The organism is Arthrobacter sp. SE2, assembly GCF_058244265.1.
The window spans coordinates 1-13906 of sequence record NZ_JBZAYA010000014.1 but is presented as its reverse complement, the minus strand read 5'-3'; the positions used below and the strand labels follow the sequence as shown (position 1 = coordinate 13906).

16 protein-coding genes are annotated in these 13906 nt (G+C 64.5%); 10 read left to right on the top strand and 6 right to left on the bottom strand.

Features of this window, described 5'->3' with window-relative positions; genetic code table 11:
* Positions 1–129: 129 nt before the first annotated feature.
* From pdhA to AC4CS3_RS17755, 4 genes are read left to right on the top strand one after another with little or no spacing between them, the layout of a single operon-like run.
* Complete coding sequence (gene pdhA, locus AC4CS3_RS17770) at positions 130–1338, top strand: pyruvate dehydrogenase (acetyl-transferring) E1 component subunit alpha (RefSeq protein ID WP_441414113.1); 1209 nt, start codon at positions 130–132, stop codon at positions 1336–1338.
* Positions 1338–2318, top strand: coding sequence for an alpha-ketoacid dehydrogenase subunit beta (locus AC4CS3_RS17765; protein WP_490784537.1), 981 nt, complete (start codon positions 1338–1340; stop codon positions 2316–2318). The genes pdhA and AC4CS3_RS17765 overlap by 1 nt, the downstream gene beginning before the upstream one ends.
* Before the next feature lie 57 nt (positions 2319–2375).
* A complete protein-coding gene (locus AC4CS3_RS17760) occupies positions 2376–3944 on the top strand; it encodes a dihydrolipoamide acetyltransferase family protein (RefSeq protein ID WP_490784536.1) in 1569 nt (522 codons plus the stop codon).
* A 52-nt stretch (positions 3945–3996) separates the two neighbouring features.
* A complete protein-coding gene (locus AC4CS3_RS17755) occupies positions 3997–4632 on the top strand; it encodes a phosphatase PAP2 family protein (RefSeq protein ID WP_490784592.1) in 636 nt (211 codons plus the stop codon).
* Here AC4CS3_RS17755 and AC4CS3_RS17750 read toward each other — a convergent pair.
* From AC4CS3_RS17750 to AC4CS3_RS17740, 3 genes are all read right to left on the bottom strand, one after another.
* Positions 4629–4967: a hypothetical protein gene (locus tag AC4CS3_RS17750; protein ID WP_113990649.1), complete on the bottom strand. Its 339-nt coding sequence runs from the start codon at positions 4965–4967 to the stop codon at positions 4629–4631. The genes AC4CS3_RS17755 and AC4CS3_RS17750 overlap by 4 nt on opposite strands.
* Positions 4968–5123: 156 nt before the next feature.
* A complete protein-coding gene (locus AC4CS3_RS17745; protein WP_437771792.1) occupies positions 5124–5552 on the bottom strand; it encodes a universal stress protein in 429 nt (142 codons plus the stop codon).
* Positions 5549–6856: an aminotransferase-like domain-containing protein gene (locus tag AC4CS3_RS17740; protein ID WP_490784535.1), complete on the bottom strand. Its 1308-nt coding sequence runs from the start codon at positions 6854–6856 to the stop codon at positions 5549–5551. Before AC4CS3_RS17740 ends, AC4CS3_RS17745 begins: the two co-directional genes overlap by 4 nt.
* 114 nt (positions 6857–6970) lie before the next feature.
* Here AC4CS3_RS17740 and AC4CS3_RS17735 point away from each other — a divergent pair, with 114 nt between their 5' ends.
* Entirely contained in the window at positions 6971–7798 is an 828-nt protein-coding gene (locus AC4CS3_RS17735; protein ID WP_490784534.1) for an isocitrate lyase/PEP mutase family protein, read from the top strand.
* A gap of 9 nt (positions 7799–7807) precedes the next feature.
* Here AC4CS3_RS17735 and AC4CS3_RS17730 read toward each other — a convergent pair whose 3' ends face one another.
* From AC4CS3_RS17730 to AC4CS3_RS17720, 3 genes are all read right to left on the bottom strand, one after another.
* A complete protein-coding gene (locus AC4CS3_RS17730) occupies positions 7808–8518 on the bottom strand; it encodes a GerMN domain-containing protein (RefSeq protein ID WP_490784533.1) in 711 nt (236 codons plus the stop codon).
* A 165-nt stretch (positions 8519–8683) separates the two neighbouring features.
* Complete coding sequence (locus AC4CS3_RS17725; protein WP_490784532.1) at positions 8684–9082, bottom strand: DUF1801 domain-containing protein; 399 nt, start codon at positions 9080–9082, stop codon at positions 8684–8686.
* A 90-nt stretch (positions 9083–9172) separates the two neighbouring features.
* Entirely contained in the window at positions 9173–9736 is a 564-nt protein-coding gene (locus AC4CS3_RS17720; protein ID WP_490784531.1) for an NAD(P)H-dependent oxidoreductase, read from the bottom strand.
* 123 nt (positions 9737–9859) lie between these two features.
* Here AC4CS3_RS17720 and AC4CS3_RS17715 point away from each other — a divergent pair, with 123 nt between their 5' ends.
* From AC4CS3_RS17715 to AC4CS3_RS17695, 5 genes are all read left to right on the top strand, one after another.
* On the top strand, positions 9860–10471 hold the full coding sequence (locus AC4CS3_RS17715; RefSeq protein WP_490784530.1) for a TetR/AcrR family transcriptional regulator: 612 nt from the start codon (positions 9860–9862) through the stop codon (positions 10469–10471).
* A 42-nt stretch (positions 10472–10513) separates the two neighbouring features.
* Positions 10514–11560, top strand: a complete 1047-nt coding sequence (locus tag AC4CS3_RS17710) for a Gfo/Idh/MocA family protein (protein ID WP_490784529.1) — start codon at positions 10514–10516, stop codon at positions 11558–11560.
* 136 nt (positions 11561–11696) lie between these two features.
* Positions 11697–12359, top strand: coding sequence for a hypothetical protein (locus tag AC4CS3_RS17705; protein ID WP_490784528.1), 663 nt, complete (start codon positions 11697–11699; stop codon positions 12357–12359).
* A 133-nt stretch (positions 12360–12492) separates the two neighbouring features.
* Positions 12493–13044: an RNA polymerase sigma factor gene (locus tag AC4CS3_RS17700; protein WP_490784527.1), complete on the top strand. Its 552-nt coding sequence runs from the start codon at positions 12493–12495 to the stop codon at positions 13042–13044.
* Entirely contained in the window at positions 13041–13796 is a 756-nt protein-coding gene (locus AC4CS3_RS17695; RefSeq protein WP_490784526.1) for a hypothetical protein, read from the top strand. Before AC4CS3_RS17700 ends, AC4CS3_RS17695 begins: the two co-directional genes overlap by 4 nt.
* Positions 13797–13906: the final 110 nt, after the last annotated feature.

Sequence of the window (13906 nt, the reverse complement as noted above, 5' to 3'; positions counted from 1 at the left end):
CCTGCGTCCCTTACTGCGGATAAAGTAAGGGACGAAAGCCAAGATATGCCGATTCCGGAATGCATTCCGGAATCGGCATATATCAGCGAATATTGCTCAGCATCGGGCTGCGGCAGGCAAGGAGACGGAATGGGCGCAACTCAATTGCCCACCCCCGGGATCAACGGAACGGGACTGGATCAGCAGTCTCCTGCGGGAGGCGCTTCAAGCGATCCCGCTGCCGAGATGATCCAGCTGCTGGGGCCGGACGGCAAGCTAGGGACAGATCCCGTCTTCTCGGACTACGCGAAGCGCCTTGATCCTGAGCAGCTCCGGGGCTTCTACGCCGACATGGCCAAGGTCCGCCGCTTCGATCAGGAAGCCACGGCCCTCCAGCGCCAAGGCGAGCTGGCTCTTTGGGTTCCCCTCACCGGCCAGGAAGCCGCCCAGATCGGTTCGGGCCGCGCAACCCAACGGCAGGACTACATCTTCCCCACATACCGGGAACACGGCGTTGCGTTGACCCGTGATGTGGATCTGGCGGAACTCCTGAAGCTGTTCCGCGGAATTTCGAATGGTGGCTGGGATCCCACCGAGAACAACTTCCATCTCTACACCCTCGTGCTTGCGGCCCAGACGCTGCATTCCGTGGGTTACGCCATGGGAATCCAGCGGGACCAGAAGCTCGCGGAAGCCAATGGTTCCAACGATCCGAAGGCGGCTGTTGTGGCCTACTTCGGCGACGGTGCCAGCTCCGAAGGCGACGTCCACGAATCCATGGTCTTTGCGGCGTCCTACAACGCTCCCGTGGTGTTCTTCTGCCAGAACAACCACTGGGCCATCTCAGTCCCCACCGAGGTCCAGACCAAGGTTCCGCTGTTCAACCGGGCCAAGGGATACGGGTTCCCGGGCATCCGGGTGGACGGCAACGACGTCATCGCCGTCCATGCGGTCACCGAGTGGGCGCTTGAACACGCCCGCGAAGGCCGCGGTCCGGTACTCATTGAGGCATATACCTATCGTGTTGGTGCCCACACCACGGCGGACGACCCCACCAAGTACCGCGAATCCGCCGAAGAAACCGCATGGCGGGGCAAGGATCCCTTGGATCGCTTGGAGAAGTACCTCCGCAACGAGGGCCTGGCCGACGAAGCTTTCTTTGAGCAAGTCAGGATTGACGGCGACAAACTCGCTGCCCATGTCCGTAGCACCACCCAAAATTTGCGGGGCCCGAACTTCCGCGAGTCATTCGCCGGGGTCTATGCCGAACCGCACCCGCTGGTGGCCGAGGAACTTGCCTGGTTCGAGGAGTACTCCGCCGGATTCGAAGGCGACGAGGAAGAGGGGACAGGCAACTGATGACCACCATGACCATAGCCAAGGCCATCAACGAAGGCCTGCGTGCCTCGCTCACCAACAACCCGAAGTCCTTGCTCATGGGCGAAGACATCGGGCCGCTCGGCGGTGTCTATCGCGTGACCGACGGACTGATTAGGGAGTTCGGTGCAGACCGGGTGGTTGATACCCCGCTGGCTGAGTCCGGCATCGTCGGCACCGCGATAGGCCTGGCCCTGCGCGGCTACCGTCCCATCTGCGAGATCCAGTTCGATGGCTTTGTGTTCCCCGGCTTCAACCAGATCACTACGCAATTGGCCAAGATGCACTCGCGCAGCGGCGGCAAGCTGACTGTTCCCGTGGTCATCCGCATTCCTTACGGTGGCGGCATCGGCTCGATCGAACATCACTCGGAATCACCGGAAGCGCTGTTCGCCCACACCGCCGGCCTGCGCATCATCACCCCGTCCAATGCCCACGACGCCTACTGGATGATCCAGCAGGCCGTTGACTGCACGGACCCGGTCATCTTCTTCGAACCCAAGCGCCGCTACTGGCTCAAGGGCGAGGTGGACACCGAGAACCCGGGACCGGCGTCGGACCCGTTCGAGGCGCACATCCTGCGCGAAGGCTCCGACGCCACCATCGTGGCTTACGGTCCGCTGGTGCCGGTCGCGCTGGCCGCAGCAGCGGCGGCGGAAGAGGACGGGCGCAGCATCGAGGTGATCGACCTACGCTCGATTTCCCCTATCGACTTCGACACCGTCACCGCTTCCGTCAAGAAGACCGGCCGGTTGATCGTTGCCCACGAAGCCCCGACATTCGGGGGGATCGGCGGCGAGATCGCTGCGCGGATCAGTGAGCGTGCCTTCTTGCACCTTGAGGCTCCGGTTATCCGCGTGGGCGGTTTCCACATGCCGTATCCGGTGGCGAAGGTGGAAGAGGACTACTTGCCGGACATCGACAAGATCCTCGAAGCCCTGGACCGTTCCCTGGCCTACTAGCCGCCCCTGATTGCACCCGCCGCCATGCGGACGGGCCAGCCGAGATCGAGGACACAAGTGACTGTTAAGAAATTCAACCTGCCGGATGTCGGCGAAGGACTGACCGAGGCGGAAATCGTCTCCTGGAAGGTCAAGCCCGGCGACACCGTGGCCATCAACGACGTCATCTGCGAGATCGAGACCGCCAAGTCCCTCGTGGAATTGCCGTCCCCGTATGCGGGAACGGTGGCGGAATTGCTCGTTGCCGAAGGCATCACGGTTGAAGTAGGAACCGCGATTATCGGCATTTCGGACAATGCGCCGGGAGAACCGGAGCCCACCCCGGCGCCGGCGGCTCCGAGCGCCGTCGCGTCGTCCCTCGCCCCGCCTGCCGCGCCCGCAGCCGAACAGGTCTTCGAAGCCTCGATGTACGGCAAGTTGCCCCACGACGCCGGAACGTCCGACGGCGGTCCCGCCGGCGGTCCGCTGGTTGGCTCAGGCCCCAAGGCCGACGCCGTCAAGCGCCGCCCGCGTAAACGCCCGGAAGGCGCCGTTCGCGCTGCAACCGCGGCCGCGCCGAGCACGGCACCCGCCGTCGTCGAACCCGTCGTCGAGCCCACCGCTCCGGCCCTGCCGCCCGTTGCCGCACAGCAGCCCGCGGCTACAAGCCAGGGAGCCGCAAGCCAGGCACCCGCAGGCCAGACGCCGGGTCTCACCGGCCTCGGCGCAACGGTCAGCGGCATCGTCAACCGGGTGTTGGCCAAGCCTCCCGTGCGCAAGATCGCCCGCGAACTAGGGATTGATCTGGCCGACGTCGTGCCCACGGGAGCCCGCGGCGAAGTGACCCGCGAGGACTTGGTGAGCTACCAGTCGCAGCGCGACGCCGAGGTGGACCAAGCAGACAAGTTCTGGGGTGCGTCCAAGAAGCCGCAGGATCAGCGGGTGGAACGGATCCCCGTCAAGGGCGTCCGCAAGGCCACCGCCAAGGCCATGGTGGAGTCGGCCTTCACGGCACCGCACGTGAGTATCTTCGTTGACGTCGATGCCAGCCGCACGATGGAATTCGTCAAGCGACTCAAGGCCTCCAGGGACTTTGAGGGCATCAAGGTGTCGCCTCTGCTGATTCTCTCCAAGGCCGTGATTTGGGCCGCGGCACGCAATCCGAGCGTTAACGCGACCTGGGTGGAGAACGCCGATGGCAACGGAAACGCGGAGATCCACGTCAAGCACTACATGAACCTCGGTATTGCCGCAGCTACGCCGAGAGGGCTCATGGTCCCGAACATCAAGGATGCCCAGGACCTTTCCCTCAAGGAACTGGCCCTCGCGCTCAACGAGCTAGCCAGCACGGCTCGCGCGGGCAAGACCCAGCCCGCGCAGATGCAGGGCGGCTCGCTCACCATCACGAACGTCGGCGCCCTGGGCATCGATACAGGAACGCCCATCATCAACCCCGGTGAGGTGGCAATCGTCGCGTTCGGCACCATCAAGCAAAAGCCTTGGGTGCTCGACGGCGAGGTCATCCCTCGCTGGATCACAACGCTTGGCGGTTCGTTCGATCACCGGGTGGTGGACGGGGACCTCTCCGCCCGCTTCATGGCCGACGTCGCGGCCATCCTCGAAGAGCCGGCCCTGCTGCTTGACTGAGCAGAGCGGCATTGAGGGAGAGCAGAGCGGCGGTGGGAGAGAGCAGAGCGGTATTGGCGAAAAGCGGCGCGGCGTTGGAGGAGGGCAGCGCGGCGTTGGGGCCCGGCACCGTGTTGCCCGGGTCCTGACGGAAGTCTTCCAGCCGCCCGCCGTCGTGTCCGTCTTGCTGCTCATCAGCCCCGCGGTGGACCCGGGTTTCCCGGGGACGATATGGTTCGGTGTCCTGGCGGCGCTCTTTGTGTGTGTGCTGCCGCTGGCCTACGTCTTGGCCCTGGTGAGGCTCGGCAGGCTCAGCGACCACCACGTCAGCGATCGCAGGGAGCGTGCGCCCTTGCTGATGCTTGCGCTCGTGTCCGTGGTCGTGGGGCTGGTGGTCCTGAACCTCATCCACGCCCCGACGAGCGTCTCAGCGATGATCCTTGCACTGATTGGCGGCATCACAGTGTTGGCCGCAGTCAGCCTCATGTGGAAAATCAGCGGTCATGCCTCGGCAATCTCCGCGGCTGCAGTCATTGTGGCCCTTATGTTCGGGCCGGTGTGGTTGCCGCTACTGCTTCTGGTTCCGGCCGTCGGCTGGTCCCGCGTCGTCCTACGGGACCATACCCGCGGCCAGGTCATCGCCGGTTCGTTGTTCGGCGGGGTGGTCATCGCAGGACTTTGGTGGGTCCTGCGCGGTTGGTTGAGCTAGTAGGACGTGTAGCTGAGCGCAAGGTCGCGCAGTTGCTGGTCGCTCATGCTGCCGATCATTCCAAATGACAGCACCATGGCCAGGGCTCCGACGGCGAGCATTGCGGAAGCAACCACGAGCAACAATTTCCAGTCGGAGCGAAGGATGCTGCGGAACGTTTCCGGCATCTGGAGCAGCGGAGAGATCATGTTCGGAGCGCTGTCTACCGAGCCGTCGTCGAGAAGTGCCACGATGCGGTCATTTGCCCGGTCGAAGCGCATGGAGCTGATGTGGTTCCCGTGGCGGGCGAGCAGAATGTCGTGTCCGACGCGTTGGCGCGGCTGCAGAGTAAGCAAAAGGGATCCCCTACGGGTTGTTGTGATGGGCGGCTCGCGCCCTTGGGGGCCACCTCAATTTTACCGGCGGCGTCCTAGCCGCACGGCCAAAATCGGGGTGAGACCGCCCACCACAACGCGTGATCCCGGTCAAAGTCCCGGGGTCGGGGGAGTCGCTTAAGGTTCGTCCGTCTTGGCGATGTAGACGTCGCACGGCGCTTTGTGCGCCACCGTGTTGGCAACGCTGCCGAGAACCCTGGCCAGTCCCTGCATGCGGCGGTTGCCGACCACGATCACTTTGGCACCCACTCGTTCGGCTTCCTTGACGAGGGCCTCTCCGGCTTTGCCGAAGACAGCTCCATAGCTTGTGGTCAACTGGTCGGAGGCGAGTTCAGCGGCCACTTTGCTGGCTACCTTCTCCGCGGCGTCGGCGTCCGAGAGAATCCACTTGTCGCCTCCGCTTTCGACGACCTCCACGTGGGCGCCTTCAAAAGCGGTGATGACGCGGAGTTCCGCGCCCAGTGCAGTTGCCAAATTCTTTGCCGAGTCGGCGGCCCGCCTTGCTGTTACGCTGCCGTCGACTCCGACGAGGACTATTCCGCTCATAAATCTGCTCCTTTGCTGATGACATCAATGGCTTCTTGCAAAACCGGCGCCAATCGGCGGACGCCTTCGGCGATGGACTCCGGTGGCACTGCGCTGAAAGCCAACCTCAGTTTGTTGGATGGTTCGTCAGAGTGCGTGAACGCCGCGCCGGGGATGAACACGACCCCTGCCTCGATTGCCTTCCTGAGCAATGGATACGTGTCGACGCCGTCGGGCAGCGTGACCCAGACGAAGAAGCCGCCCTCAGGCTTGGTCCAACTGAGGCCCGACGGCATGTGTTCTTCCAGCGCCACCAGTAGGGCATTGCAGCGTTCCTCGTACAGGGCCCGGTAAGTGTCAATCTGCCCGCGCCAGTCATAGTCCCGAAGATATGCCGAGATGATCATCTGGTTGAGGGTGGGAGGGCACAAGGTCACGGCTTCCGAAGCCAGGTAGAAGCGCCGCTGAAGGTGCTCGGGCACAAGCGCCCACCCGATCCGCAGTCCGGGGGCAAAGATCTTGGAGAAAGAGCCCATGTAGATGACGTCATGCTCGTTCGCCGCCCGCATTGGTTCCAGCGGGTTGCCGTCGAAGCGCAAAAGACCGTAGGGGTTGTCCTCGAGCACCAGGATATTCGCATTGCGGCATATATCGACGATGCGCTGACGCCTCGCCGGAGCAAGTGTGATGCCGGAGGGGTTGTTGAAGTTGGGGATCGTGTAGAGGAATTTGATGCTCTTGCCTTGGGCCTGAAGCGCCGCGATCTTGGCTTCCAGGAGCTCCGGGACCAGGCCGTCGTTGTCCATGTCCACTGTCTCAACCTGGACCTGGTAGGCCTCGAAGGTGTTCAGTGCGCCCACGTAAGTGGGGTCTTCTACGAGGACGACGTCACCCGGATTGCAGAAGACCTTCGTGGCCACGTCCTGGGCCGATTGGGAACCGGCGGTGATCACCACGTTCTCCGGCCGGGCGTCCCGGATGCCCTCCGCCGCCATGATCTCGCAGATCTGGGTACGCAGTTCCTCGGTTCCTTGGCCGCCCCCATACTGCAGCGCGGTCATGCCTTCCTCCGCGATGATGCGGGCGGCGGTCTGTCCGAGCTTCTCGAGGGGCAGGGACTGCAGATAGGGGTTTCCGCCGGCAAGGGACACGAGTCCCGGCCGCATTGAAATGTCGAAGACGTCACGCACAGCGGACTGCTTGATGTTGGCGGCGCGCTCCGAGAAAAGTTCCTCGTGGCGGTGGGCGGCAGTTGCTGCTCGCTCTATTGCGTCGATTGCTTCCGCGGGCAACTCGGGCCCGGCATCCAATGTTTCGTGGGTCACATTGAAAGGATACTCCCCGGAGTTGCCAACTGAGCAACGGATGTTTCATCCCAATTTCGGGATTGGCGGTGCGAAGCGCTTTACGTCCGGACACAGGAAGGCTGGAATAGAGCCATGACGACACATCCCGAACTCGAATCCAAGGTTGTCCGCTTTCACGAGCTCCATGCCGTGCCGCACGCGCCGTTGGTTCTGGTGAATGCGTGGGATGCGGCATCTGCGCGAATGGTTGAGGAAGCGGGAGCGACGGCGGTGGCGACCTCCAGCTCGGCAGTCTCCTGGAGCCTGGGGTACCGGGACGGGGACCACCTTCCGCGGCAACTTGCGATGGAAGCGCTGTCGCGGATCGCAAAGGCCACTCGCTTGCCCGTGACTGCGGATATCGAGACCGGGTACGGCCGGACCGACGAAGAACTCCAAGCCACCGTTCGAGCGGTGCTCGACGCGGGCGCCGTCGGGATCAATATCGAGGACTCGGCCGATCAACCGCCGAGCGAGATCGGTGAACAGTCCAGGCGCATCGCCCTGATCAGGCAGACGTCAGAGGACGAGGGCGTTGGCTTGTTCATCAATGCGCGTACGGACACTTATTGGTCTGGAAAGTTTCCGGACACTGCGTATGAGGAAACGCTGCGCCGTGCGGACGCCTATCAGCGGGCCGGGGCGGACGGAATTTTCGTGCCGGGTTTGACGGATCTCCATGTTCTGCACGATCTCTCCCGGCGGATCAGCGCACCGCTCAACGCTCTGGCCGGTTTGGGTTCGCCGTCGCCCGGAGAACTGCACGACGTCGGCGTGCGGCGAATCAGCATCGGCGGCAGTACTGCCAGGGCGGCCTACGCGAAGGTCTCCAGGCTGGCAAGGGAAGTTCTTGGCGACGGAAACTGGTCGGGCCTCGCCGGATCCCGGAGTTATGCCGACATGGACGCGCTATTCGAGTGACGGGCCACCTCAGCGCAAACTCAGGACGTCCGCCAGGGTGTTCCCGTCGATGTAGATCGCGGCCTGGGATGCTCCCGTAGCCGCCACCGCGGTCTGCGCCAGCTGGGTTTCGATCCGCGGGTGGTCGCACACGCCTCCGGGACGAAGCGACCCGCTCAGGTTCACGACGGCGGTGGTGCCGTCGAGGTAGCCCGAAACGTAGCGCAGCGCCGAGCCCGAGAGCGCGTTGTACAAACCTGCCCGGGACGCGGTTCCATCGGGCGCCAGCAGCTGCCCCATTGCCACGGACAGCGGGTCGCTGCCCGGAGGGGCGGCGACGTGCACAGCTACCAGGCTGTCGTCGCAGCCGAACCGCACACCGCGGCTGCCGCCGTCGCCGATCGCCACGAAATACACAGTGGTTCCAGTCGATTCGCCTGCGGTCGGGAGGGGTGCAGGAACCGGAACGGCTGCGGGTGCCAGCGGGCTCGCCGTGGTTGGCCGCGGTGCCGCAGTAGGCGGGTTGATATACGGGGGAGGAGCCGGAAGGGGCATGGGAATCGGCCCGGTAACGGGCTCCTGCGTCGCCTGGACGAAGCCGGGTGAGCCCGGTTGTTCGGAGCGCGACCCGCCCGGATCGCCACCGCCTGGGGACGCACAGCCGGCCAGGCTGAGCGCAAGGGACAGGCACAGCGCGGCGACCGCCGTCGTCGTGCATTCCACGCCGCGTCCGACCCGCATGACAGCCCCCGCTCCTGCCCTGATCACCCCTGGTGCCTGTAACTCAACGTTACGGCTGGCCGCCCGGGTGTGGACCGCTCTGTCCATGACGGTTCGGCCTCAGCTCAGTCACGGAATGGTAGCGGTGCGGTGACGCCTTGCTTCCGGTTCGAAGGGCGTTCCGGGCTAGCCCGTTCCCTTGATCTTCCGCCAGCCGCCGCCGCGGTTGTTCGCAGCGATCTGCCGCAGCATTGTGGTGAGCGGTGCACGGGGAATCTCGTCGCGCTGGTGGAAGGTGATCATGCGGGCGGTCTTGTTTTCGTGCCCCGATGTGATGATGTTGTCCGGATCGGGGACAATCGCGCCGTCGTAAAGGAACAGGTTCACGTGGTCCTTGGCTGCGAGCAGCGCGCAAACGTTGCCGTCAAGGACGAAGTAAGGCCTCGTGCGGCGCTTGATCGTCTCGACGATTTCAGGCTCGGCTTCGTGGATGAGGTCGCGTAGTTGCCCGGCGATCGCGCGTTGCCAATCCGGGAGGGCCTCAAGGTAGGCGTCGACGTCGGGATGGCGGTTGTAGTCGGCCATGCCGCCATCGTACCGACAAAGAATGCCCCCGCCCACGCCTCAACGGCGGGACAGGGGCATTCTCGCGGCTCGCGGGGTGAACTGCAGGGACTAGGCTGCTACTTCTTCCTGGACGGCGGTCAGCGGCTCGAAGATGCCCTTGATCTGCTCGACAACTTCGGCGTCGTCCTTCGGGTGCAGTTCAGCGAAGCGGATCATGGAGCCCGGAACGGCGAGCTTGACGTCCTCGAGGATCTTGGCGCCGGCGATGCCGGCTGCCTTACGGGCCTCGTCCTGCGCCCAGACCCCACCGAACTGGCCAAAGGCGGTACCGACGACGGCGGTCGGCTTGCCTGCCAGCGCACCGGCGCCGAACGGGCGGGACAGCCAGTCGATGGCGTTCTTGAGGGATGCCGGCATGGTGCCGTTGTGTTCCGGCGTGACAAGCAGGATGGCGTCGGCTGCGGCGGCAGCAGCGCGGAGGGCAGCGGCTTCGGCGGGAACCTGGCCCTCGACGTCGATGTCTTCGTTGTAGAACGGGATGTTGCCGAGGGAGCCGTGGATCTGTACTTCGACGTTTTCGGGAGCGTTGAGCTGAATGGCTTCGGCGAGCTTGCGGTTGTGGGAATCGGCGCGGAGGCTGCCAACGAGGGCGAGAACGGTGTTCTTGGACATGGGAACTCCTTGGGTCTGGCCGCGGACGGTGCCGCAGGCGCTCGGTTTTGGAGGCTTTTGCTGCCTTCGTAGATTCTAAACGGACTGCGGTCCGCTTAATATTCCCAAGGCTAGAATGTTTCTGTGAGCCTCATCCCCATCCGGCCCGGGTTGCCCTTCGGGACGCAGCCGGAGCGCAGTGACGCCGCGCGTAACCGCGAACGGCTCCTTCAAGCTGCGAGGGATCTCGTGGCTGAGCACGGCGTGGACGCTGTCACGATGGACATGCTCGCGTGCAGGGCCGATGTCGGGAAAGGGACCGTCTTCCGCCGTTTCGGCAGCAGGGCAGGACTCATGATGACTCTCCTGAGCGACGCGGAAGCCGAATTCCAGCGAGAGTTCATCTTCGGTCCACCGCCGCTGGGTCCCGGAGCACCCCCGCTTGAACGCCTCATTGCCTTTGGTGAAGCGCGCATCAAATATGTCGAAGAATACGGCGAGCTGGCACGCGCCGCGGCGGAGCATTCCCCGCAGAATCGGCACGACGCCCCGCCGGTCGTGTTGTGGCACCGGCACATCGAGATGCTGCTGCGGGAAGCGGGCCTGGACCGCGATCCTTGGCTGCTGGCTCTTTCCCTCGGCGCCACCCTGGATCCTGAACGCACGCTCCATGCCCTTCGCTCTCACGGGGTCGCGCCGGAGCGCCTTGCGGCGTCGTGGCGCGAGCTCGTCACTCGCCTGCTGAAAGACTGCTGACATTACCTTCGCCGGGCCACCTTCGCCCGGTAGCGTAGCGGCATGAACCACACACCGATCCGCACCGCCGTCGTCGGCTTTGGCCTTTCCGGCAGTGTCTTTCACGCGCCGTTCATTGCAGCCAATCCCGCGTATTCCCTCGAGGTCATCGCGACTTCTGATGCGGGCCGCAAGGCCAAGGCCCACGAGCGGTATCCCGGCACGAGGATCGTGGATAGTCCGGAAGTCGTCTTGGCGCTTGCCGGCGAACTGGACCTCGTGGTGCTCGGCACGCCGCCCGCGACCCATCACCCGCTCGCGAAGGCCGCGCTGGAAGCCGGGCTCGACGTCGTCGTGGATAAGCCATTCGCGGTGACCAGCGCGCAGGGGCAGGAACTGATCGCGCTGGCCGCGAGGCTGGGCCGCGTGCTGACGGTCTACCAAAACCGCCGCTGGGACGGCGACGCCCTCACGGCGAAGAAGCTGCTCGACGCCGGGACGCTGGGCGAGGTCATGCGCTGCGAGGCGTCAATGGAGCGGTGGGCGCCCGAAATCAGCAAGGCGTGGAAGGCCGGCGCCACAGCCGACGACGGCGGTGGGCTGCTCTTCGACCTGGGGACCCACCTGCTGGACCTGGCGCTGCAGATGTTCGGTCCCGGCGAAGTCATCCACGCAGAAATACTGGCGCGACGGCCCCAGGAAAAGGCTGACGACGACGTCTTCCTGGTCCTGAAGCACGCTTCCGGAGTGCTCAGCCATGTCGCCATGAACGTCAACAGCCAGCTTCACGCTCCGCGCTTCCGCATCCTGGGCAGCAAGGGTGGATTCATGAAGTACGGAATCGATCCGCAGGAACCGTTCATCCTGGCGGGCGGCCTGCCCACGGATGGCGCCTACGGCGTCGACGATCCTCACCACTACGGCACGCTGGAAATCGACGGCGTGCGGACCTCGGTGCCCACTGAGCGGGGCGCCTACCAGGAGTTCTACCGGATCCTTGGGGAGAAGATCGCCGACGGCGGTGCCGCCTCCGCTCTGCCGCTCCCCGTGGATCCGGCCGGGCCGGTCGAGGTACTCAAGCTGATTGAGCAGGCCAGGTCCCTCGCCTGAAAGTTTTTTTGGATCGGGCGTAACCTCGCCGGGACCGCCAGCGATGTAAGGGGAGTGTGGACAACGTCCGCACTGATCATCCGGTAGCGACAAAGCCGCTGCCGGAGCAGTCCCAAAACGTTTGTCGGAGGGTTCCATGTCCTTGTTCACTGTCCTTGCCACCAGCAAAATCGCCGCCGGCGTCCTTGCCGCCGGAGCTGTAGCGGTTGGCGGAACCGGCGTCGCAGCCTTCAACGGAGCGCTTCCCAACGATATGCAGAAGAGCGCCCACGAGATCCTCGGAGCGCCGGCTCCGGCCGCATCCAAAGCAGCCGAGTCCGCAGAGTCCAAGACGGCCGAGGCGTCCCAGATGGCGACCTCCAAGGCCACTGACGCCGCCGCCGACGCCAAGTCGAAGGCCACCGACGCCGTTGACGACGCGAAGTCCAAGGCCGCCGCAGCAGTCGCATCGGCCAAGGCCGTCTCGCCGGAGGCGTTCGGCCTCTGCACCGCTCTCCTCAACGGCGGTCTGAAGGCTGACACCAAGGTGCCCGGCTACTCCTCGCTGGTTGTCGCCGCTGGCGGCGAAGCCAACGTCAACGCACACTGCGCAACTGTAGTTAGCGAAGGCAAGGCTGCCGGCTTGAAGGCTGACGGTTCCGCTTCCGCCAAGGCGGACGCCGATGGAAACGCCGCACTGCCTGCTACGCCTGCCGTACCGGCGGTTCCCGCTGTGCCGTCCGCGCCGGCCGTCCCCGCTGTGCCGTCCCAGGTGCCCACGGTGCCTGTGCACGTGCCGTCTGATTCTGTCCGCCCGTAACACTGCGGCTACGCTTGAACGGCGGGGCTCCTTGGCTAAATGACAAGGAGCCCCGCGACGCAACAGACTGCAGCAGCGGTCATTTCCCAGGCCAGGGACGATGACCGCGCTGCGTGGGATGGAGGGGTCGCGGGTGCTTGACCCTTTGGCTGATGAATATTTGCAGGCGGACGAGGAAGATCCCGCACTGCTCTTCACAGCTGCCTACAACGAGTTTTCCGGACCGGTGTTTGGATACCTACGCGCCCGCGGCGTAGACGATCCGGAAGCAGTTACCCAGGACGTGTTCCTGGCGCTTTATCCCAAACTGGATTCCCTCCGCGGAGGTCTCCAGGGGGCCAAGACCCTGCTCTTCTCCATAGCGCACGCGCGAATGGTGGATCACTATCGCAAACGGGAACGCACCCCTTATTCCGCGCCCTATGAATCTGATCTGGATTCGCGGCGCGCGCCTTCGGCCGAGGACCAGGCATTCGGGCATGGGGAAGGCCTAGGCGTAACGGAGCTACTGGCCGACCTCAACCCGGATTACCGGGAGGTCCTGGCACTACGGGTCGTGGCGGACCTTTCGTTGGAAGAAACAGCGGACATCATGGGCAAATCCCAGGGAGCCGTGAAGCAGTTGCAGCGCAGGGCATTGAGTGCACTGAGAGAACGTGCACTACTAAGGAATGGCACATCATGAGCGAAAAATCCGCATCCTTCGGCGAGCAAGGCATCGACCGCCTGCTTGCTGATGCCGGGCTCGACGAAGCGTACGAGATCCGGACCGAGCTGCTGGAACTGCGCGCCCTTGCGAGCACACGGCCGCAGCCCTCGGCGGCTGTGCAAGCGTTGATGGCACCGGCCCGCATGGCGATTGCGCCTGTTGAGACTGTTGCCGCTTTTGAGGCAGTTACCGCTGTGGAGACGACTTCCGGCGCCGCGGCTGCACCTGCTGATGAACTGGCCGCTCGTCGGAGCAAAAAGGCCCGACTGACCTTCGCTGCTGTTGCCGTTGCGGCTTCGCTTGCTGCCGGAGCTACCGCTGCGGCCGCGTCCGACGGCGGCATTCCGGGAACGATTGAACACTTGGGCGCCGTGGTGGGATCGGTAGTCTCCCAGCTCACCCCTGGGTCCGGCGGCAACGCTCCGCAACAGCAGGGAACGCGCCCGGAGCTAGTTCCGATGCCCACCCAGGGGACGGGCAATCCCGCGTCGCCTTCGCCGGAGTCCTCCAGCCCCGGCGCCCAAATCAAGAACACGCGTCCGTCGCCGCACGCCACACCCAGCACTACCCCAGGGTCCGAGTCGGATCCGCGTAAAGAATTGCAGGACATCGCCAAGGGCCGCCCGGGACCCGTTACGATCCCGACGCCCGTGGTTCCAACGCCCACGCTCCCGTTGCCCCAGCCCGTTCCCTCTGAGATCCTCCCGGGCAACCCGGTCAAGCCGTAACTGGCGTCGTGCTCAGCTGAGCCGCTTAGGCGGCGGCGCGTAGCTCGGTGACGTGTGAGCTGCTGCGGGGATTTCGGACAGCGGAATTAGTGGATGATTCTACGCTGCCA